Below are 22,328 nucleotides of genomic sequence, written 5' to 3' on the forward strand. Positions count from 1 at the left end.
GCCACCCTACACAACTTGGGTAAATCTCGCGCTGAATTTCAAGCAAGATTTACCCCCCAAATATTGGAAATCAGGCTGATGACTCAGTTCGAAGGTTCACATATCCTCTCCGTAAACCAGTTAAATCTGGATTCAATTACTACCATTTTTGATGTCGCCAACAAAATGACCCCTTATGCGCTGCGAGAAAAGCGTACTAAGGTATTAGAAGGTGCGATTCTTGGTAATTTATTTTTTGAACCCAGCACCCGTACCCGTGTTAGTTTTGGTTGTGCATTTAACCTACTCGGTGGACATGTACGAGAAACCACTGGAATGGCATCGTCTTCGCTGTCAAAAGGGGAATCTTTGTATGACACAGCACGCGTGCTGTCGACCTACTCAGATGTTATCGCTATGCGCCACCCTGATGCATACTCGGTAAAAGAGTTTGCTGAAGGCAGTCGTGTGCCAGTGATTAACGGCGGCGATGGTCCTAATGAGCACCCAACTCAAGCCTTGCTTGATTTATTTACCATTCAAAAAGAACTCAGCCACGCAGGTATGGGCATTAATGGTATGCACATCGCAATGGTGGGTGATTTGAAATATGGCCGTACTGTGCATTCGCTATCACGCTTGTTATGCATGTATAAAGATATCCAGTTCACATTAATTTCACCTACTGAACTGGCAATGCCTGACTATGTGATCGCCGACATTGAAAATGCTGGCCATAAGATCAAAATAACCGAACAACTAGAAGGAAATCTGCATCAAGCTGATATTCTTTATTTAACCCGTATTCAAGAAGAGCGTTTTCCTTCACAGGAAGAGGCGAATAAATATCGGGGTAAATTCCGATTAAATCATAATATTTATACTCAACACTGTAAATCGAACACTGTGATCATGCACCCTTTACCACGTGATTCACGTGAACAGGCAAACGAGCTTGATAACGACCTAAACAGCCACCCAAGTTTGGCTATTTTCCGTCAAGCGGATAACGGATTATTAATTCGTATGGCACTGTTTGCATTAACGTTAGGTGTTGAGAACCAACTCGAAAAATATGAATGTCCTGTTAACTGGTATTCACGTAAAGCTGATCGTTAATCAGCGGCAATAAATTAAGGATTACACATGACCCGTTCCGAAACACTATTTGAACAGGCTAAAAAAACCATTCCTGGCGGCGTAAACTCACCTGTGCGCGCATTTAACGGCGTAGGTGGCTCACCATTATTTATCGAAAAAGCTGATGGTGCTTACATCTATGATGCTGATGGTAAAAAATATATCGATTATGTCGGATCATGGGGACCGATGATTTTAGGGCATAACCATCCTAAAATCCGTGAAGCGGTATTAGCAGCGGTTGAAAATGGTTTATCTTTTGGTGCCCCCACAGAACTTGAAGTCAAAATGGCTGAAAAAGTGATTTCTATGGTGCCATCAATGGAACAAGTACGTATGGTGAGCTCAGGCACTGAAGCCACCATGAGCGCTATTCGTTTAGCGCGTGGGTTCACTAACCGTGACAAAATCTTGAAATTTGAAGGCTGTTATCATGGTCATGCAGACTGCTTACTGGTAAAAGCAGGTTCTGGTGCATTAACTTTAGGCCAACCTAGCTCTCCGGGTATTCCTGATGACTTTGCCAAGCACACACTCACTGCAACATACAATGATTTAGCATCGGTACGTGCATTGTTTGAACAACATCCAACAGACATTTCTTGCATCATTCTTGAGCCAGTTGCTGGCAACATGAATTGTATTCCTCCTGTTGAAGGCTTCTTACAAGGTCTGCGTGCAATTTGTGATGAATTTGGTGCATTACTGATTATTGATGAAGTCATGACAGGTTTCCGCGTATCTATGAGCGGTGCACAGGGTCATTATGGCGTTAAACCTGACTTAACCACTTTAGGTAAAGTGATTGGCGGCGGTATGCCAGTAGGCGCATTTGGTGGCCGTAAAGATGTTATGCAGTTTATCGCACCGACAGGCCCTGTTTATCAAGCAGGTACATTATCGGGTAACCCTATTGCAATGACCGCAGGTTTAGCGCAAATGGAAGCCTTAAACGAACCAGGTTTATATGAAGCACTTGCCGCTAAAACCAAGCGTATTGCTGAAGGCTTTAAAGCTGCTGCAGATAAGCACGGCATTCCATTAAGCATCACTTATGTTGGCGGTATGTTTGGTTTCTTCTTCACAGAAGATAAAGCGCCAATGACCTCATTCAGCCAGGTGACCAAATGTAATATGGAACACTTCCGTCATTTCTACCATGCAATGCTAGATGAGGGCATTTACCTAGCGCCTTCAGCATATGAAGCTGGATTCTTATCTATGGCGCATGGTGAAGAAGAGATTAGTTATACTTTAGCCGCTGTTGACCGTATTTTTGCAGCAATGAAATAAAACCTGCTTTAGTCAGGTACTAATGCTAAGGCCAATCGATTCAGATTGGCCTTTTTATTGGTTTGACTCCTGCCATTAACGCTTATCACCACGCTTACCAACATCCGAATATCAAACCGCTTTTATCTTTGTGACTGCATCAGATTTATGTCCATTTAAGCCGCTATTGATATGTTGATCTGTTTTTTTCCTGACAATGAAGCCAATAACCTCAATTTGAGTCTATTAAAATCCATCGAACGTTCCAAGTTAAGTGGAATTGGGTAATGATAAAAATTCACTGCCAAAATTGATAATTATTCAATAACATATGTTGAATATTTCGCTTGATAACGATTATTGTTCTGAGTTGCATTTATTTGCCTAAAACAATGAGAAGCCTGTTGCAGAAATAGCCATAGTGTGATGTGATCCGCACCGCCTGAAGAAAGCTTAATTGAAACTTAATTAAGCTAGCTTAAATTCATGACATAGCAGCTATGTCATTAACAAGCCGTTGGAATTGCCGTTATGCTAGAAACCTTTCTGCTCACTCTTGCTGTACTCGCACTACTTAGTATCATTTTTGAAGAAGTTACCCACATAAACAAAGCTAAGACCACCTTATTTTTAGGCTGTGTGTCTTGGATTACCTTATTTATTGCCGCTCAAACGCCTGAGAAATCAGCCTTGATTTCAGAGGAATTGAACGAGAACTTATTAGAAATTGCCACATTATGGCTATTTTTAATGTCGACAATGACCTTTGTGGCCTACCTTAACGCGAAGGGCATGATCCAGGTCATGGTGCAAAAAATCTTCCCACAACAGGTTTCAGTCAGAATGCTGATGCTGCAAGTGGGGATGTTTTCCTTAGTATTATCGACATTTTGTGACAACGTAACGGCTACCTTAGTATCACTAGGGTTACTGACAACGTTTAATTTAGATAGCCAAATGCGTCGACGCATGGCGGTTTTGATTATTTTTGCCGTCAACTCTGGTGGTGTTGCACTGATCACCGGCGATGTTACCACCTTGATGATTTTCCTTGCAGGCAAGGTGCATATCTCTGAATTGTTAGTATTGTTTATACCTGCGTCTATTAGCGTATTGTTATTAGCTGTGTTGTTTTCTTTAAAAGCTGAAGGGTCTGTCAGCACCACGCCTATGGCGCAGTCTTACAACACTGTCGATATCGTTATTGGGGTAATTTTCCTGATCACTATCATTTTGACTATGCTACTTAACGTGCTATTCGCAATTCCCCCTGTACTGACATTTTTAGCCGGTTTATCGGTGATGTTTTTAGTGGGACGTAGCAATAAAAGTAAAGATGAAGAAGTACAAATTTTAGAATATATCCGTCAGGTTGAGTACGATACCTTATTGTTCTTCTTAGGTATTTTATTACTTGTCGGTATGCTAAAAGAAATAGGTACACTGCATTTATTAACTGAAGTCTACTCTATGTACGACCCCAGTATTTCTAACTTTTTCACAGGTGTGGGTTCTGCGGTACTGGATAACGTACCATTAACTGCGGCGTTATTAAAAGCGGATCCAGTGCTAACAACAGCACAATGGTTAGGCTTAACATACTCTGTGGGGGTGGGCGGATCATTACTCGTCATTGGTTCCGCGTCGGGTATCATCGCTATGAGTAAAGTGCCCGAGTTAACCTTCGTCAGTTACTTAAAATATGTGCCAGCACTCTTGCTATGTTATTGCTTAGGCTATTCATTAACATTATTTTTAGCGAATCACTTACACGGTTAATCTTTATTTACCACACACAAAAAAGGCGCTTAGGCGCCTTTTTTATTACTCGTTCATCATATACAAGATTAAATGATTAAATTGCAGGCACTTTAAACTCTTGACCATCAATATCTAAAATGATATCCCGAGGACGAATTTCAATAATGGTTAATTTATCTTGGATCATATCGCCCTGTTGTAACTCTTGGCCATCAACATTTAACCAGCGATTACTGGGCTCTGTTGAATACACATGCGCAACAATATTAAACTCGGGAATACGCAGCTGAAGGCTGGCCGGTAAATCACCGTATTTGGGGATCCCCTGTGGCTTAGATTTTGGAATAGGATCTAATTTAGCCTCTGTCACATCGCGATTAGCTGACTGCTCGTACTCGACATCTTTTAAAGCCGCAGCAAATGCATCGGCAAGATTGTTATCTTGATTGACACGCTCCTGGCGAACCGACCGAAAATCAACTTCATTTGCAGCCATATTGACTTGAAGTTTTAAGGCTTCTAACTCTTGCAAGCCGCGCTGATTTGCATTCGCACCTAAAATAATCGGTTCAGCATCAAGAGTATCATTTGATTGTTGATACGCATTCTGTAGTTGTTGATCGTATTGCTGACTTAATTGCTGTAATTGCTCTATGGTCAATGCATCAGATGAGTTAACAGTGGCCGCGTTTGGTTGTTGTAACAAAGCTTGCTGGTGATTTTGGTTGCTAATAGGCTGTTGCAGGCGAAGTTGCGGCTCAGTCATTGCTGAAGATGACAGTGGTTTAGGCCGAGGCAATGCCACTTTGCCAGCTAAACTGAAATCTGCCGTAGTTTGTGTCTCTTCTTCTAAAACCTGCTTAGATACCACTGGCATAATATTGGTCTCTGGCGAAACAGACTTTGCCGACGGCACATCAAGATTAGCCACGTCTTGATGAGCAGTATTGAGCAAGGTATTTAATCCCCACGCACCGGTAATAGCGACAGACATAGCAAGCGCGAGTAAAGTTACTTTGGTTGCCAAACCACGTTTACGCTGGATCAGAGGTGATGCAGGGCGTGGCGTCAAAACCGGATCATATACTCCGGCCGATTGTTGTTTTTGTTTACTTACCGCATCCAATAAAATTGACATTATTGACGCTCCGCCAAACTCAATCTAGGGCCAGTTTGGCTCAGATATAAGTTAATTTGCACCAGAGTTTGACTGCCTGCTATGCCATCGGCTTTTAATCCATGCAAACGCTGAAACGACATGAGATGCTGTTCTAATTGACCATCAAACTGGCTAACTAAACGCGCAGGACGTTGTTCAATCATGGCTAAACTATTCTCTAACCACTGTACCTGCGCTAAAGGCGCACTTTGGCCAATTTCTCTTGGCATGGCTTGATCCGACTGCCATAAAATTTCAAAGGTGCCACTGAAATGGCGATCAAACCAATCCTTACCCACCCAAAATTGTTGTTCACCTAATTGCAATAATATTTGCTCATACTGACGCTCAACAATCACCCCATAAAATGGGTTGATTTTTGCATCTTGTAAATACACCACCGCAGGATAATTGAGGCGCATAATGCTATTCCAATTACCTTGTTGTTGGTAACAGGTTAATCCTTGTTGTTGTGCAGCCTGACAAGGGGTTAGCTCGCTAATTGGTTGCAATTGCCATAAACCAAATAACGCAGCAAAAGCCACATCAATATTCTGGCTTTGTGCCATAGCATTTTGCATCACCCTTTGGTTGGCATTCATCGCACTCGAATTAACCTGCAATGAAGTCTCTGCAGGCAGTGGATTTGCCACAGCTTTTGTTACAGCAGACGGCGTTGGAGTGGGTTGATTATTGGGTAACTCTGCAGATAAATTAGATTCACCACTTTGATTGAAAACATAAAATGCCGCAGAAAAAGTGAATAATGTTGCAACAGCAATTGCGCCGTACCAACGTTTATCATTGTTAGGCAGGGATTCACCCAGCACCTCCATAGCTGCCTGATCAACCATTTTATGATCTATCGGCACCTTAGATTGGCCATACCCTGCCATCAATGCTCTTTCACATAAAAGGTTTGTCAATCGAGGGATTCCACCACTGTAATGGTGCAATCTGCGAGTCGATTTTGCGGTAAATAAGGGCTCGTGCCGACCACCGACCTGTAAACGATGCTGCACATATAATGCTAACTCATCAGCATTAAGCGGTAAAAGATGATATCGAGCAGTAATACGCTGTGCGAGTTGGCGCAGGTCTTGGCGTTTTAGCAGTTGTTGTAATTCTGGCTGACCAATTAAAATAACCTGTAATAGCTTTTTAGTATCGGTTTCAAGGTTAGTTAATAGCCTTAACTGCTCTAACACCTCAGAACGTAAATGCTGTGCTTCATCAATAATAAGCACCGTATTACGACCATTTTTATGACTATTGAGTAAATATTGGCTCAATAAATCGGTAAGTTGTTTAATACTGGGGTTTTCGCCATAGGTAATGCCAAGTTCATCACACAGGGTAGCCAGTAACTCTTGCTCAGTTAATGAAGGATTGAGAATAAATGCGGTATCGGTATTTTCAGGTAACTGCTGTAATAAACAACGCGATACGGTTGTCTTACCGGTTCCCACTTCACCAGTAAGCAACACAAAACCGCCGGTTTCACCTAAACCATAAGTCAAATGCACCAGAGCTTCACGGTGACGGTCACTTAAAAACATGTAATGTGGATTAGGAGCAATAGAAAATGGATTATCGTTTAATCCATAAAAAGCTTTATACATACGACTTAGCATCCTTAACTAAAACTGACGGCTCAAGTTAATCCCTGCGAGGTTGCTTGTCAAAAGTTAGCCGCAAAAATCGAACTCTGGTAAGATTTATTCACTATATTGACCAAAAGTGACCCCAAATGAAGATCTATTTAGTCGGTGGTGCTGTGCGAGACAAACTTCTTGGCCTTCCAATAAAAGACAAAGATTTTGTTGTGGTAGGCAGTAATGTTGAAGAAATGCAGGCAAAAGGCTATCAGCAGGTAGGCAAAGATTTTCCTGTGTTTTTACATCCTAAAACACAACAAGAATATGCACTTGCCAGAACTGAGCGCAAAACGGGTATGGGATATCAGGGTTTCGACTGCTATGCCGCCAAAGATGTCAGCTTAGAGCAAGACCTATTACGCCGAGACTTAACGGTTAATGCAATTGCTGAAGATGAATCAGGTAACTTGGTTGACCCTTATGGTGGTCGACAGGATATTGAACAAAAAATTCTTAGACATGTATCAGACGCGTTTATTGAAGATCCGCTAAGGGTATTACGCGTAGCTCGCTTTGCGGCGCGCTTTCATCATATAGGCTTTACTATTGCCCCTGAAACTCAATCGCTTATGCAGCAAATAGCACAGTCGGGTGAACTGGCACATCTTACTCCCGAACGAGTATGGCAAGAACTAGACAAAGTATTAAGCGGTAATAACCCTGAAGTGTTTTTTCAAGCGCTACGTAACTGCGGCGCATTGAAAGTGATATTACCTGAAGTTGACGTGCTATTTGGCATTCCTCAACCCGAGAAATGGCACCCTGAAATTGACTCTGGGATACACACCTTATTAGTACTGGCACAAGCAAGTATATTATCGACAGATAAAGCGATTAGATTTGCAAGTTTAACCCATGATTTAGGCAAAGCCCTTAGCCCCAAAGAAACCTTACCTAAGCATCATGGGCACGGTCAAAAAGGTGTACCGTTGATAAAACGTTTATGCCAACGGTTACGTGTGCCAAATGAATATCGTGATTTAGCGATTTTAGTTAGCGACCAACATCAAAATATTCATAATGCTTTTGAACTAAAAGCTGAAACCATTATCAAAATATTCGATAAAGCAGATTTTTGGCGTAAACCACAGCGATTGAAGCAAATGTTAATTTGTTGCCATGCCGATATGCGTGGTCGCACCGGGTTTGAATACGCTGAATATCCGCAACAAACGTATCTTGAATCCTGCTTCAGCGCAGCAAGTGACGTCGATGTTAAGCAAATTATATTGGGTGGATTTCAAGGCGCAGAAATTAAACAGCAATTGCACCAAAAAAGAATCGAAGCCGTGCAAGCTTTAAAACAACAAATCAAAAATAAATGAACTTATAGCGTAAACAGCTATGGGGGGGGGGAAAGCTGCTTTTTTATCAACTATTTTAGGATAAATCACTCTTTTAGCTAAAATTGGGCACGAAACCCCCCAATACGCATTGAAATGCTTGCAATTTTCATTTATTTAACTACTTTAGATAAACATTTTGTTGTTTACCTATAGCAAATAACAAAATGTGTGACATAATTACGCCGCTGCAAAGGCATAGGCTTTTGCGCTAAAACTACAACCTATATTTAAGGGATTTACCCATGAACAAAAAAGTACTGATGATTGCTGGTGTTGCTATGACTGCTTTACTAGGTGGCTGTGCTAACACTACTGCTCTAGAAGAAAGCGTTGCTAACTTAGGTAACAAAGTTGATCAACTATCTGCAGAAGTTGGTTCTTTAAAGTCTGAGCAAAGCAAATTATCTGCTGATGTTAAAGGCGCTAAAGCTGCTTCTATGGACGCACAAGCTGAAGCTAAACGTGCTAACGACCGTTTAGACAACATGGCTTCTTCTTACAAGAAGTAAGACATAGCTATAAAGAATTAGCTTATTTTCATAGGTTGATTATTAGGGCTTGAATGTGGATTAGCTGCTATGCAGTTTGAATCAACTTCAAGCCTTAATTATTTGTGTTTGTTAGATATTTTTAATGCTCAAAAAAAACTGTATAAGTTTCCTTATCCAGCCCTTGTTGTTGTATTACCCCAATACCATCCTATTTTATCGTTAAATTTGATATTCGTTGCAACAGCATAAGCAATCAATAACCCGCTCAGATCCTGCCTTTAAGCACACTCTAAATCTGCTTTAGTACCAATACATCAAACTCACATTTCAATCCATCAATTGACTTAGCTTTAATTTGATGACGAAGCTCATCATTAGCGCGCCACGCAAACAAAGAACTGTCTAGCAATCCTAACGCCTGATCGCCACTGACATTGATATCAAATGACACGCACTCTTGGGTGTCAATACTTAAACGCTTAGGAATATTGATTTGAAATGGTTTCTCCACCAAATCGGGGTAAACCTGTTGTTTGATTTGCCACAAATGCTGATGACTTGGCTGCACTAATACTATCCGACCATCATCTTTTAATATTCGAATACATTCCTGACCTTTTATTGGCGCATCGAACAAAGTCACAATATCAATGCTGTTATCGGCAAAAGGTAACGCCTTCAGTGCACTAAAAATCAAACATGCGGGTGACTGTAATTTTGATGCCGCAAATAAGGCATTTTCGGCATCTGATACCCCCCAAGTAGACACATTATCAGCTTGTTGCTGTGAGACCAAAAAAGCATGAATTTGTGCTAAATAATAGCCATCACCACATTGATAATCTAACCAGTTAACCTGTTTTTTATCAGTTGTCAGCGACAGCATTAATTGCTTTAACGTATCAACCAGAGGCTGAAAAACACCGCTTTGCAGTAAAAACTGTCGTGCGCGCATTTGTTGTCGACTTACCGATGATTGCGGTGTTTTTGCTTTTACTTTCACCAAAGGGTAATAGCCTTGTGCTAAACGGTCAAAATGATGCTTTGCATCGCAGTATAAACCTTTTGAAGCATCGTGTTGATGCAATGGCTGGGCACAGGTCGGGCAAATTAATGGAGAAATCATCATAAATAAACTTTTAATAAGAAAAAAAACTAAAAATAAAAAACGGGTAAAAATACCCGTTTAATTCATTTGATACTGACTCGGAATATTATAAATACAATAAACCGAGCAAGATGCTACCTAATATTAGTCGGTAAATGACAAATGGGGTCATGCCTATTTGACTAATAAACTTCAAGAAGTAATGAATACAGATATAAGCAGCCACAAATGATACCACCAAACCTAAACCTAATGCTTGATAGTCAATCGGTAACGGGCTTTCTATCAAGTCTTTAGTCACTAATAACGCAGCGCCACAACTTACTGGAATAGACATTAAAAACGAAAAACGCGCTGCGGCCTCTCGGGTGAGTCCCAACATTAATGCAGCGGTCATTGTCGCACCTGAACGAGAAGTACCAGGAATTAATGCCATAGCTTGTGCTACACCAATTAATAGAGCTTTTTTCCACCCCATCTGAAACTCATTTAGCTGTGCTTTTGACATTCGGTCTGCAACCCACAACAACAATCCAAAAAAGATAGTTGTAATTGCGATAACTAACGTATTACGTAAATGGGTTTCAATAAAATCTTTGGCCATAAAACCAACGATAACTGCAGGAATGGTGGCCAATAAAATCCACCATGACAATTTACTTTCCTGGGTTTGAGTACCAGTAGCAAAACTTTTAATCCAAGCCTGAGTTAAGGTCACAATCTCTGTGCGAAAATAGATAATCACCGCAAACAATGACCCCGTATTTACCGCCACATCAAATGATAAGCCCTGATCTTCCCACCCTAATAGTTGTGCAGGTAAAATTAAATGTCCTGAACTTGAAATAGGTAAAAACTCGGTTAAACCTTGAATAAGAGCCAAAAATATAACTTGTAGCGATTCCATATTTGTCCTTGTTTAAATAACGTGATGCATGCAGATTTGAATCATCAAACACTGGTACAACGTAACTGGGGAGAGAAAGTAAAAGGCACTGGCCATAACTGTTGCTGTTGCTTATCGTATTGCTGCCAAAGTGTTTGATATGACAATCCAACAACGGGATGCAATACATCAGGGGCTAACTCTGCCAATGGCCAAAGTACAAAAGCATTAAATAGAATTTCACCACGAGGAAGTTCAACAGGCTGGCGGGTTATTTCGTCATTATAAAGTAATAAATCAATGTCTAAACTACGGGGGCTAAATTTTTTCTCGCCTCTAATTCGGCCATTGGCTTGTTCGATCATCTTAAACGTTGCTACAACGTCTTCAATCGACATGTCGGTATCTGCACAGGCAACCATATTCAAAAAGTTAGTGCCTTTAAAGCCAACCGATTCACTCTCAAATACCCGAGACAAAGACAAATGTCCAAAATGTTGCTGCAAATCCAACAATCCAGCTTGGAGGTGTAGTTCAGGTTCAATATTAGTGCCTAAACTGATATAAATTTTTGCCATTAAATGTGTTAACCCGGGTTATTAATAAGATAGCGTATCAAAAGTCGTTTTAAACATTGCCACGTTCAATTTCAACCCCAACTGATGCGGCATGAGGCACGGCGCCAGGTTTCATTACCACCACCTTCACCCATGGCACATTGAATTCATTCAGCAAACACTGGGCAACCATTTCAGCGACAGTTTCAATCAATTCCAATGGTTTTTCGGTAATCAAGGCCGTTAAACGGTTCGAGACGGTTTCGTAGCATAATGCATGGGCATAATCATCACTAGCAGCGGCTAATCGATTATCCCAAGCCATGTCTAAATCAATTAACAAGGTTTGATGGATTTTCTTTTCCCACTCATAAATTCCAATCACAGTTTCAATTTTCAACTGCCTGATAAGCACTTTATCCATGTGAACCTCCAGAAAAACCTATATTGTTAGACTGTTCAAAATTAATTGCAGATAAACAGTGATATTCTCACCGTCTGGCCTTTTGCCTGCAAGCGTAAAGCAGTAGGATAAGCCAATACCAAAACAAAGGTAACGAATTTAATTCATGCCACGGAACTTGTTTTTGATTCTTGCAGAATGATTTGCAACAGCGCATTAAAAAAACATGCGCGATAATACCCTAAGACGAGTAAGGAAACCAATTTGAACACCATAGTCGTAACCGTTTTGATGATAATTGTTGCATATTTGGCAGGTTCGATCTCAAGTGCGATATTAGTTTGCAAAATGAGAGGTTTACCAGATCCAAGAGAAAACGGTTCTGGCAACCCTGGTGCAACAAATGTATTAAGGATTGGTGGTGCCAGTTCTGCATTGCTGGTGTTGTTTTTTGACATGCTAAAAGGTGCTATACCGTCTTACCTCAGTTATTTACTAGGTTTAGATGCTGCATCCCTTGGTTTTATTGCTGTTGCAGCCTGTTTAGGTCACATTTATCCAGTATTTTTTCAATTTAAAGGCGGTAAAGGCGTTGCAACCGCTTTCGGTGCTATGGCCCCTATTGGTCATGATTTAGCACTTTGTTTAGTGGCAACTTGGGTTGTATTAGTCTTTATTACCCGCTACTCCTCCGTTTCAGCCATGGCAACAGCAGTACTTGCCCCCATGTACACATGGTGGCTGGATGAGCGCTTCGTGCTGCCAGTAGCCATGTTATCGACACTGATTTTAATTAGGCATAAAGATAATATTGAAAGGCTGCGGATTGGCGAAGAAACAAAAGTGAGCCGAAAAAGAAGTAATAAAAAAGCTTAACGGTATTTAACACGTTAAGCTTTAATGACTCATCTTATCTAATCTTGCATATCAGGCGCTAACGTTTTAAACCGCAGGTAATGAATCTAAAGGCCAACGAGGAACACCTTTAACGGCTAAGTCTTCTACTTGTCCTGCTTTCAGTCGCTGCATTCCCGCATACGCAATCATGGCGCCATTATCAGTACAAAACTCACCACGTGGGTAATACACTTTTCCCCCCATGTCTTGCATCATTTTAGCCAAAGACTCACGCAAACGCGTATTCGCGCTAACGCCACCGGCAATAACCAAACGCTTATACCCAGTTTGCTTTAGGGCACGTTTACACTTGATGGCGAGTGTATCAACCACAGCCTCTTCAAATGCCCTAGCGATATTGGCACGGGTTTGCTGATCATCCGGCTCCGCGGCAATAGTGTTAGCTGCAAAGGTTTTTAAACCTGAAAAGCTAAAATCAAGGCCCGGTCTATCCGTCATTGGACGCGGAAATTTGTACCCCACTTCTAAACCTTGCGCAGCCAATTTAGCTAAGCGCGGACCGCCTGGATAATCTAATCCCATCAATTTCGCGGTTTTATCAAAAGCCTCACCCGCGGCATCGTCAACAGACTCGCCCAATACAAGGTATTGACCAATTCCATCCACTTGCACCAACATTGAGTGACCACCAGATACCAACAAGGCAACAAACGGAAACTCAGGCGCATCATCTTCAAGCATCGGGGCTAATAAGTGTCCTTCCATGTGATGCACGCCTACCGCAGGTTTCCCCCAGGCATACGCCAATGAACGGCCAACACAGGCACCCACTAATAATGCACCAATTAAGCCAGGACCCTTGGTAAATGCCACGCCATCAATATCATCAATAGAAGAGTTTGCTTTAGTCAGTGCTTGTTTAATTAACGGAATAATTTTACGTACATGATCACGGGAGGCCAACTCTGGCACCACGCCACCATAGTCAGCGTGCAACTTTACTTGGCTATATAATACATGTGAAAGCAGGCCTTGCTGATCATCATAAACGGCGATGCCAGTTTCATCACATGATGTTTCAATACCAATAATGCGCATAATGTCTTGTTCCTGTAAAATTAAGCGGCTAATTCTAGCCTTTGGTGCAAGTTTTCTCCAGATAAAATCAACAGACAAATGTAACGATCGTTTTTGATCGCTTATATAAGTTTAAAATCAGCTATTTATTGTTTTTTAACTGGCCTTAAGCAGACAATCTGAACAAAGGGTTTACAAATACCCTTAGCTCGGTGTAAAATTCCGCACCATTTTAATTAGCCTTTTGGCTATTTAAGGGTTTAAGTTTCAAACTTAAAACACTTAACATAACCAACTCAACTACACCTAAGGGGTGATGGCGTATGCCAATTATTAAAGTACGTGAAAACGAACCATTCGACGTAGCTCTTCGTCGTTTCAAGCGCTCTTGTGAAAAAGCTGGTATCTTAGCTGATGTACGTGCTCGTGAATTCTACGAGAAGCCAACTACTGCACGTAAGCGCGCAAAAGCAGCTGCAGTTAAACGTCTAGCTAAGAAGCTTTCTCGCGAAAACGCACGTCGCGTACGTTTATACTAATCTCATTATGAGCCTAGTCGATAAGCTAAAAGACCAAATGAAAGACGCTATGCGTGCCAAAGAAAAGGTACGCTTAGGCACTATTCGTATGGCACTTGCCGCCGTTAAACAAGTTGAAGTGGATACCCGCGAGACTTTGAATGACGAACAGGTAATAGCTATCTTAACCAAGATGGTCAAGCAACGTCGTGATTCAATTGCTCAATATGAAGCAGCGAATCGCCCAGAGCTTGCAGCAGCTGAAGCAGAAGAAATTCAAGTCATTGAAACCTTCTTGCCAACACCATTAACTGAAGCAGAAGTCGCAGCGATTATCGATGCAACTATTGTTAAAGTCGGTGCTGCATCCATGGCGGATATGGGCAAAGTTATGGGAGCATTAAAATCTGAAGTTCAAGGCCGTGCAGACATGAGTGCCATAGGTGCTTTAATCCGCGCAAAATTGAAATAATCAGGCGTTAATGTTGAATGAGCCGTGCACCTGCACGGCTTGTTTGTTTTAATTAGTTGATAAAGTGACTTCGAGAATTTATAGCAATCAATGGCGATCCCTCGTGATTTTATCAATGAGCTAATTGCTCGTACTGACATTGTCGATCTTATCGATCGAAAAGTGCCATTGAAAAAAGCTGGCAAAAATCATTCGGCATGCTGCCCTTTTCATAGCGAGAAATCGCCCTCTTTTACTGTCAGCAGAGATAAACAGTTTTATCATTGCTTCGGCTGTGGTGCACATGGCAATGCTATTGACTTTGTTATGGAATACGATCGATTAGAATTTGTCGATGCGATCGAAGAACTCGCCAGTCAACTTGGTTTAGATGTACCACAAGAAAATGGCAACGCAAAACGCCAGGATCACGGATTAAGTCGTGATTTATATCAATTGATGGAAGAAGCCAATTTATTCTATCAAAGCCAGTTAAGACAGCATCAAGATAAGCAAAAAGTACTAGATTACCTTGATTTCAGAGGCTTATCAGATGATGTTATTAAACATTTCGGCATAGGTTTTGCGCCTGACGGCTGGGACGGATTATTAGGCCGCTACCGTCAAAACCAATCAGCACAAGACAAATTACTTACCGCCGGCATGTTGATAGAAAACGACAGCGGTAAGCGTTATGACCGTTTTCGTGACCGATTGATGTTTCCAATCCGCGACAGACGCGGCAGAGTTATCGGCTTTGGCGGAAGAGTTTTAGGTGAAGGCACCCCTAAATACTTGAATTCCCCAGAAACGCCCATATTTCATAAAGGCAACGAGCTTTACGGCTTATACGAATTAAAACAGCTTCATCGCGATCCACAACATGTGTTGATTGTTGAAGGCTATATGGATGTCGTCGCACTAGCACAATTTGGTGTTGATTATGCCGTTGCCTCATTGGGCACATCAACGACAGCTGAACAATTTCAATTGTTAGTTCGTAGTGCCAAAGAAGTCATCTGTTGTTATGACGGTGATAGAGCTGGACGTGAAGCTGCATGGCGAGCACTTGAAACGGCCTTGCCGCTTTTAAAACCCGGGGACATGGTAAGATTCATGTTTTTACCCCAGGGTGAAGATCCTGACACCATGGTCAGAAAAATAGGCAAAGCTGCTTTTGAGGAGCTTATACAACAGGCAATGCAGTTACCTGAATTTCTGTTTGAGACCTTAAGTAATAACCATGGAACCGATAAAGGTGCCCTTGCAAAACAGGCCATAACTTTAATCGAAAAAGTACAAGACAGCGTATTACAAAACCTGTTGTTAGAAAGTTTGTCCCACAAATTGGGCATGAACAGCAGTGATGATTTAAAGAAAAAATTAGGTTTTGCGGTCAAAAAGCCGCAGCCGCTTAATGCCAAAGGATTACAAGGGCGAGGCACACCGTTAAGATTAGCGATTGCATTGTTAGTGCAAAAACCAAGCTTAGGCTTTGGACTTGCCCCGCAACCAGCATTAAACAAAATTCAAATGGCTGGCATTGACTTGCTGAATCATTTGCTTGAAATAACTCGAACTCAACAATTTAATAGCGCACAACTACTTGAGATACATAGAGAGCACGAACAGAAGAGCACTCTAATAAAGTTAGCCCAATGGGACCATCAAGTGGCGGATGAAAATGTGTTGACCGAGTTTAAACAAACCCTGATATGGTTGACTAACCAATATATAGAACAACGCTATCAGGAACTTAGTCTTAAACAGACTTTGACAAAAGCTGAGAAAATGCAGCTTACTAAGCTGATTTCAATAATGAAAGGTGTTGCGAAGTAACCCGAAAATGACAAAACTTTCGCGGTTAAAACAACGCCATGGACTAGCTAAGATGAGTCCACACAGCTATAATTGACGATTTGCGCGACACTAAGCTAGGCTCAGTGTCCTATCGTTATTTCAGTTCCCCAAACTTGGATGATATCTATGGATCACACTCCGCAGTCGCAACTTAAACTGTTGCTCGCTAAAGGTAAAGAGCAAGGTTATTTAACCTATGCAGAAGTGAACGACCACTTACCTGCAGACATGGTCGATTCTGATCAGATTGAAGATATTATCCAGATGATAAATGACATGGGTATTCGAGTGTTTGAAGAAGCACCGGATGCCGATGACATGATGATGTCGGAAGACAACACAGACGAAGATGCAGCAGAAGAAGCTGCTGCCGCACTTGCTACCGTTGAAAGTGAATTAGGTCGTACAACTGACCCTGTACGTATGTACATGCGTGAAATGGGTACGGTCGAGCTTTTAACCCGCGAAGGCGAAATTGTTATTGCAAAGCGTATTGAAGAAGGTATCAATACCGTTCAATGCTCAGTGAGTGAATACCCACAAGCCATTGCAATGATCTTAGAGCAATTCGACCAGTATGAAGCTGACGAAATACGCTTGTCTGATATTATCTCTGGATTTGTAAACCCTGACGAAGAAGACGTTGCCCCAACGGCAACACACATAGGTTCTGAACTATCTGATGATGAATTAGATGATGAAGACGATGATGACGATGATGATGACGATGGCGAAGAAGAGGAAGAAGGTCCAAAAGGTCCAGATCCTGAAGAAGCTAAAGAGAAATTCACTCAATTACGTGAAGCTTACGAGAAAAGCTTAGCGATCATTGCAGAGAAAGGTCGCGACCATCCTGAAGCAATCGGCTCGTTATTTGTTATCGGTGAGCTATTCAAAGAATTCCGCTTAGTCCCTAAGCAATTCGACCGTTTAGTAAAAAGCATGCGTACCATGATGGATCGCGTGCGTGTTCAAGAGCGTCTTATCCTTAAGCTTGTTGTTGAACAAGCAAAAATGCCGAAGAAAAACTTCGTTAAAGCATTCACAGGTAAAGAAACTAGCCTTGAGTGGTTTACCACTGAAATGAACAGCACTAAACCATACGCAGAAGGTTTACGTATGGTTGAAGATGACGTTATTCGTTGTGTAAACAAGCTTGATGCAGTTGAAAAAGAAACCGATTTAACCATCGCTGGCATCAAAGACATTAACCGTCGTATGTCAATCGGTGAAGCGAAAGCGCGCCGTGCTAAGAAAGAAATGGTTGAAGCTAACTTACGTCTGGTTATCTCGATTGCTAAAAAATACACCAACCGTGGTTTACAATTCCTGGACTTAATTCAGGAAGGTAACATCGGTCTGATGAAAGCGGTTGATAAATTTGAATACCGTCGTGGTTATAAGTTCTCAACTTATGCAACTTGGTGGATCCGTCAGGCGATTACACGCTCGATTGCTGACCAAGCACGCACAATCCGTATTCCAGTACACATGATAGAAACGATCAACAAGCTAAACCGTATTTCTCGTCAAATGCTTCAAGAAATGGGCCGTGAACCATCTCCTGAAGAATTGGCAGAACGTATGATGATGCCTGAAGATAAAATCCGCAAAGTACTGAAAATCGCTAAAGAGCCAATCTCAATGGAAACCCCTATTGGTGACGACGAAGATTCGCATTTAGGTGATTTTATCGAGGATACTACCCTCGAGCTACCTTTAGACTCAGCGACTAGCGAAAGTCTAAAAAATGCAACGCATGAAGTGCTAGCAGGCTTAACCGCCCGTGAGGCAAAAGTATTGCGTATGCGTTTTGGTATCGACATGAATACAGACCACACGCTAGAAGAAGTGGGCAAGCAGTTTGACGTAACCCGTGAACGTATTCGTCAAATTGAAGCAAAAGCGTTACGTAAGTTACGCCACCCTTCTCGCTCTGAGATTTTAAAATCATTCTTAGATGAGTAATCACTAGTCATACTCATTGAATCAATATATTTTTAATCTTGATTCATCAAAAACCTGCTTCGGCAGGTTTTTTTATGCTTTTTTTCTGTCCCATAGCACGCTTTTTGATTAACAGATAACCAATTGAATCAAGATACTAAAAATCAATGAAAATCACGGGTGACAAGCAGAGATAAACTTCGTATAATTCCCCCCGCTTTCGATAGTGACGACTATCTTAAGTCGGCCCCTTAGCTCAGTTGGTTAGAGCATACGACTCATAATCGTCAGGTCCCCAGTTCAAGTCTGGGAGGGGCCACCAATTCTGATAAGGCGTAGCAGGTTAATACCTACTACGCCTTTTTCATATCTGGAGTTCTGTGTAGCAAATATGTAGCAGATTATTGCTCAATAAATCCAGTTCGAATCCCCTACCCACTTTTAGTTCATCCCCTACTCACTCATCTGCACGAAATGCAAATAACTAGCTTTTGCACCAAATTAACAGAACTTCGAATGAAGATTGATTAAACTTCTTAGCTCATGGCTCATTTATTGTTAGCTCGTTCATATGAAGCATGCCCCTGTATTGTGACCAATTGCCAACCTCAGTTGATATGCATAGATACACAATATCGTAATGGCAGCATTCCTAAGAGCAACCTTATGCACAGACACTTCTGCGATATCTAATGTGAAAACTCGTGATAAATCATCAATAGATGTGCGGCACTCCAACTGAAGTTGGTTGCGCCTTGTACAGCACCAGTTTCCGGATTGTAATTCTCTCTTATCGCTCCATCTTCGCTTAAGCCTTCAGCATTTTTTAATAGTTTTTTAGACAAGCTTTTTGCTTCAGTAAAATAACCATAATTCTCTAAAGCGATCAAACCAAAATAGACTTGATCAAGCCAGACGCGACCGCGCCAATAAATGTCAGCATCATAAGCAGGATTTGACAATGCAGCAGTACCTAAAGGTACTTTAGTATTAAATTCTTTTTCATTAAGCATGATGTCTTTAACTCGAGATGCTTTATCCTTATCAGCAATATTTGCCCATAATGGGCTCCAACCTTCGGGGCCTTTACCTCGTTTAGTTAGCAATTTTCCTGTACACGTTTTTGTAGAACTTTCCTCAGGGTTTAATATTTCTCTATCATAATAAAACCCACTATCATCATCGTAAAAGCATTGGTTAATTCTTGCTGCTAATACTTTTGCTGCTTCTCTATAATGCTGTGCCAGTTTTGTTTGTTGGAGTAATTCAGCCATATTCGCTAGCAGTGTTTTTTCATGTGCTAAATAGGTATTTAACTCAACAGATTCCTGATTAATAGAAAAACCAAGTAGTGCTCCAGAAGCGTCTCTATTTTCATAAAATAGTACTTGCCAGTCTTTATGGGCCTGTTCAATATTTCCCTGATAGTGCTGGGTTGCATAAATACTTAATTGCGACGGAGTGATAAATCCAAATCTTGCAGCATTATCCATACCTGATTCCCAAGCGGCACCATGTTGAGCGCCAATATCAATATCGTCATACTGGCCATTACTAATGATTTGATGATACAAAGCCATCCCAGAACAATGATACCAGTGCTCGTTTGCTGCTTTACATTGTTTTAAATCGACAGATTTAAGTTTTGATGAGGTTAAGTATTGTACTTTAAAACTGATGTTACTCTTTTCATCATTATGGAATCGATGTTTAGTCGCGCCATACTCTACTAAACCGTTTTGATTATGATCTCTGTTTCTGTACCACCATTGATGATATTGCTGAAGTTTCGGGAACATTTCTTTAATAAAGTTAACGTCTTTGCTTGCTAGAAAAATTTGCCATACAGCCCAACTTGCTAATGGTGGTTTACTATTACGCTCATTCCAATTGCCACCATCTCCCCCGCGAGGATTATCTTTGTTATAAAAAATAGCATCAATCATCATTCCGTGATCTTTAGGTCTAATTGTATCGTTATCTTTAACTTGATAATCAAACATTGCTCGAACATTGTTTTTAGCTAAGCTAGGAGTAAAGCTAGCCATTGCATAAGCATGTTTCCAGCTATCCCATGCCCAAGTGCCGTTAAACCATCGTGCTGTTACCGATGGTGTTACACTGTCATGTAATAAATTACCGGCTGCACTACGCCAATTACCTATTAATGTTTCTATAGATTTTATAGCCACTCGCTTTTGTTTATCTGTTTTTTCTCCAATATTTATACCTTTATCTAAATACGTTTGCCATCTTGCTCTTGACGCTAATATATATTTTTCAGGCTCAGCAAGCGCATCATTAATAGCAGCCTGCTCTTTGTTAGCCTCATGTTCATTATGAAAATAACTTTGTGTGGTAAATAGTTCAAGACTAGTATGTGCCTCAATCTTCACATTTGCGGTACTGGTATAACTCTTCTTAATTGGATTCACCTGCGTTGTACTTGCTATGCTCCGTGTAATATTGTATTGAGAGCTATCACTCGTTAATACATCCCATATTTCTCTTGTTTTACCAAAATTAATAATAAGACTATTTTCATTAGCCACTATAGTTCTCGACCAATTTGGTAAAGCACTTTCAACTGAGCGTCTATCATCCCATTTGGAAAGTAGCGCGCCATTCCAGCTAAGTTGCAATGATTTTTGACTGCTGGTTTTATTTTTGATGCTTGTACTGATCAAAGCAGTTCTATTACTTATAAAGTGAAGTTCTAGCATTACGTCAAATTGAGAAAATGAATATTGCTGAATGAGTGCGCCGGGTTGTGAATATATTGCTACTGTTGCTTTTGAAAAATCCAACTTTGTATTATTTTTGCTATCGATAATACCTAGAAGCTCTAATTTATCTGCGATGAACAAACTGTACTCTTGAGCTATTATCATGGGCCCTGAAAAAGCGCCGTAACCACTTTTATCATCAGGTAACAAAAAACCATGCCAAGCGCCTAAATCGAACAAAGGATTAAATTTTTGGTTTTGATAACTGTCATACTCTTTATGTTGGTATGGAATACCAGTACGGTCAATAACATTACGTGCAATGGGATGTTCAATAGTTATCTCAATAGGTGAATTGGATTTTGCTAGAGCAGAAAATGAGAGAGATATCCATAAGCAAAGACCTATTCTCAAAAAAATTAAACTTTTCATCATCCAAATTACCTATCAAATCGTTGCCTTATAGCAATATTTCTAAAGCATGCCAAATTAAGAAGTATTATGCTATAATTAATACAGTACTATTTATATTATAATTAAGGGTGACTTTTACTATTGATACTGCAGTTTTTAATTCAATGGTTTTCCGTAGCTTATTTTAATTTTAAAAAGAAAAGTAATTTGCTGAATCTCCAGCGTACTAATTTTAGTTATTGCGAATTTAGTGCTGAGGAATCCCCTAATAATTTCAGGGTAAACTGATTTATATTGAAGCGCATCTTTCCATATGATCTAATGAATTGGCCAAAACACAACAAACCAAACAAAAAGATGCGCGAATTTAATATTTTACACCATTCTCTTTATCAATTCTGCCCTGAACTTCATCTAAAACGACTTAACAGTCTGACGCTGGCATGCCAAGCCTTACTCAACAGTAAAACTCTTACATTAACTGAACTTGGCCGATAATAGCGATCTCTATTGAATTAAATACCCCACGTAACAGTTCAAGTCTGGGAGGGGCCACCAATTTAAAACAAAAAAGCCCATTTTATAAATCAATGCCGATCGTTTAAGGGCACTTGACCGATCTTGAAGATGAATGATAATTCCTACCAGTATTCTGGTGGGGATTTTTTATGTTTGAGCAAGAGCTTGAATTAGTTCATGAGTCTGTTGAAGAAAGTG

General features: G+C 40.8%; 18 protein-coding genes, 1 tRNA gene and 1 pseudogene. 12 read left to right on the forward strand and 8 right to left on the reverse strand.

Annotated features, from left to right (window positions below):
* The first annotated feature begins 78 nt into the window (after positions 1–78).
* From ORI98_RS02025 to nhaD, 3 genes are all read left to right on the forward strand, one after another.
* A complete protein-coding gene (locus tag ORI98_RS02025) occupies positions 79–1,098 on the forward strand; it encodes an aspartate carbamoyltransferase (RefSeq protein ID WP_261297519.1) in 1,020 nt (339 codons plus the stop codon).
* Between the two features lie 27 nt (positions 1,099–1,125).
* Complete coding sequence (gene hemL, locus ORI98_RS02030) at positions 1,126–2,412, forward strand: glutamate-1-semialdehyde 2,1-aminomutase (protein ID WP_306134038.1); 1,287 nt, start codon at positions 1,126–1,128, stop codon at positions 2,410–2,412.
* A gap of 510 nt (positions 2,413–2,922) precedes the next feature.
* Positions 2,923–4,170, forward strand: a complete 1,248-nt coding sequence (gene nhaD / locus ORI98_RS02035; protein WP_261297517.1) for a sodium:proton antiporter NhaD — start codon at positions 2,923–2,925, stop codon at positions 4,168–4,170.
* A 76-nt stretch (positions 4,171–4,246) separates the two neighbouring features.
* Here nhaD and ORI98_RS02040 read toward each other — a convergent pair whose 3' ends face one another.
* Together ORI98_RS02040 and ORI98_RS02045 are read right to left on the reverse strand one after the other, a co-directional pair.
* On the reverse strand, positions 4,247–5,290 hold the full coding sequence (locus tag ORI98_RS02040; protein ID WP_261297516.1) for a general secretion pathway protein GspB: 1,044 nt from the start codon (positions 5,288–5,290) through the stop codon (positions 4,247–4,249).
* Positions 5,290–6,933 carry an ExeA family protein gene (locus tag ORI98_RS02045; RefSeq protein ID WP_306134039.1) on the reverse strand — a complete coding sequence of 548 codons (1,644 nt, stop codon included), beginning with the start codon at positions 6,931–6,933 and terminating at the stop codon, positions 5,290–5,292. The genes ORI98_RS02040 and ORI98_RS02045 overlap by 1 nt, the downstream gene beginning before the upstream one ends.
* Positions 6,934–7,061: 128 nt before the next feature.
* Between ORI98_RS02045 and ORI98_RS02050 the strand changes: the two genes are divergently transcribed.
* On the forward strand, positions 7,062–8,294 hold the full coding sequence (locus ORI98_RS02050) for a multifunctional CCA addition/repair protein (RefSeq protein ID WP_261297514.1): 1,233 nt from the start codon (positions 7,062–7,064) through the stop codon (positions 8,292–8,294).
* 263 nt (positions 8,295–8,557) lie between these two features.
* The gene (locus ORI98_RS02055) at positions 8,558–8,824 is read left to right on the forward strand and encodes an Lpp/OprI family alanine-zipper lipoprotein (RefSeq protein WP_124017059.1); all 267 of its coding nucleotides are present in this window, start codon (positions 8,558–8,560) and stop codon (positions 8,822–8,824) included.
* A gap of 271 nt (positions 8,825–9,095) precedes the next feature.
* Here the strand turns inward: ORI98_RS02055 and ORI98_RS02060 are convergent, their stop codons facing one another.
* The 4 genes from ORI98_RS02060 to folB all read right to left on the reverse strand — a co-directional run bounded on the left by ORI98_RS02060 (position 9,096) and on the right by folB (position 11,781).
* Positions 9,096–9,935: a putative RNA methyltransferase gene (locus tag ORI98_RS02060; protein ID WP_261297513.1), complete on the reverse strand. Its 840-nt coding sequence runs from the start codon at positions 9,933–9,935 to the stop codon at positions 9,096–9,098.
* An 85-nt stretch (positions 9,936–10,020) separates the two neighbouring features.
* Positions 10,021–10,821: an undecaprenyl-diphosphate phosphatase gene (locus ORI98_RS02065; RefSeq protein ID WP_261297512.1), complete on the reverse strand. Its 801-nt coding sequence runs from the start codon at positions 10,819–10,821 to the stop codon at positions 10,021–10,023.
* Positions 10,822–10,865: 44 nt separating this feature from the next.
* Positions 10,866–11,378 carry a 2-amino-4-hydroxy-6-hydroxymethyldihydropteridine diphosphokinase gene (folK, locus tag ORI98_RS02070; RefSeq protein ID WP_306134040.1) on the reverse strand — a complete coding sequence of 171 codons (513 nt, stop codon included), beginning with the start codon at positions 11,376–11,378 and terminating at the stop codon, positions 10,866–10,868.
* A 49-nt stretch (positions 11,379–11,427) separates the two neighbouring features.
* Positions 11,428–11,781, reverse strand: a complete 354-nt coding sequence (gene folB / locus ORI98_RS02075) for a dihydroneopterin aldolase (protein WP_306134041.1) — start codon at positions 11,779–11,781, stop codon at positions 11,428–11,430.
* A gap of 243 nt (positions 11,782–12,024) precedes the next feature.
* Here folB and plsY point away from each other — a divergent pair, with 243 nt between their 5' ends.
* Positions 12,025–12,636 carry a glycerol-3-phosphate 1-O-acyltransferase PlsY gene (gene plsY / locus ORI98_RS02080; RefSeq protein ID WP_306134042.1) on the forward strand — a complete coding sequence of 204 codons (612 nt, stop codon included), beginning with the start codon at positions 12,025–12,027 and terminating at the stop codon, positions 12,634–12,636.
* 66 nt (positions 12,637–12,702) lie between these two features.
* Here the strand turns inward: plsY and tsaD are convergent, their stop codons facing one another.
* On the reverse strand, positions 12,703–13,716 hold the full coding sequence (gene tsaD, locus ORI98_RS02085; RefSeq protein WP_261297617.1) for a tRNA (adenosine(37)-N6)-threonylcarbamoyltransferase complex transferase subunit TsaD: 1,014 nt from the start codon (positions 13,714–13,716) through the stop codon (positions 12,703–12,705).
* A 302-nt stretch (positions 13,717–14,018) separates the two neighbouring features.
* Between tsaD and rpsU the strand changes: the two genes are divergently transcribed.
* From rpsU to ORI98_RS02110, 5 genes are all read left to right on the forward strand, one after another.
* On the forward strand, positions 14,019–14,234 hold the full coding sequence (gene rpsU / locus ORI98_RS02090; protein WP_006080725.1) for a 30S ribosomal protein S21: 216 nt from the start codon (positions 14,019–14,021) through the stop codon (positions 14,232–14,234).
* A 7-nt stretch (positions 14,235–14,241) separates the two neighbouring features.
* The gene (locus ORI98_RS02095) at positions 14,242–14,685 is read left to right on the forward strand and encodes a GatB/YqeY domain-containing protein (RefSeq protein ID WP_188841385.1); all 444 of its coding nucleotides are present in this window, start codon (positions 14,242–14,244) and stop codon (positions 14,683–14,685) included.
* A 90-nt stretch (positions 14,686–14,775) separates the two neighbouring features.
* Positions 14,776–16,503, forward strand: a complete 1,728-nt coding sequence (dnaG, locus tag ORI98_RS02100) for a DNA primase (RefSeq protein WP_306134050.1) — start codon at positions 14,776–14,778, stop codon at positions 16,501–16,503.
* Positions 16,504–16,650: 147 nt separating this feature from the next.
* Positions 16,651–18,492 (forward strand): RNA polymerase sigma factor RpoD, encoded by a 1,842-nt coding sequence (rpoD, locus tag ORI98_RS02105; protein WP_306134051.1) that lies wholly within the window; start codon positions 16,651–16,653, stop codon positions 18,490–18,492.
* Between the two features lie 224 nt (positions 18,493–18,716).
* Positions 18,717–18,793: transfer RNA gene (locus ORI98_RS02110), tRNA-Ile, on the forward strand.
* Between the two features lie 367 nt (positions 18,794–19,160).
* On the opposite strand, the gene ygjK is transcribed toward ORI98_RS02110, so the two are convergent.
* Positions 19,161–21,632 (reverse strand): alpha-glucosidase, encoded by a 2,472-nt coding sequence (gene ygjK, locus ORI98_RS02115; protein WP_306134052.1) that lies wholly within the window; start codon positions 21,630–21,632, stop codon positions 19,161–19,163.
* A 336-nt stretch (positions 21,633–21,968) separates the two neighbouring features.
* Here ygjK and ORI98_RS02120 point away from each other — a divergent pair.
* Positions 21,969–22,106 (forward strand): annotated as a pseudogene (locus ORI98_RS02120) (IS4 family transposase); the annotation flags it as partial.
* Between the last annotated feature and the right edge of the window lie 222 nt (positions 22,107–22,328).

Source organism: Shewanella sp. ULN5, from assembly GCF_030731885.1.
GTDB lineage: Bacteria > Pseudomonadota > Gammaproteobacteria > Enterobacterales > Shewanellaceae > Shewanella > Shewanella holmiensis.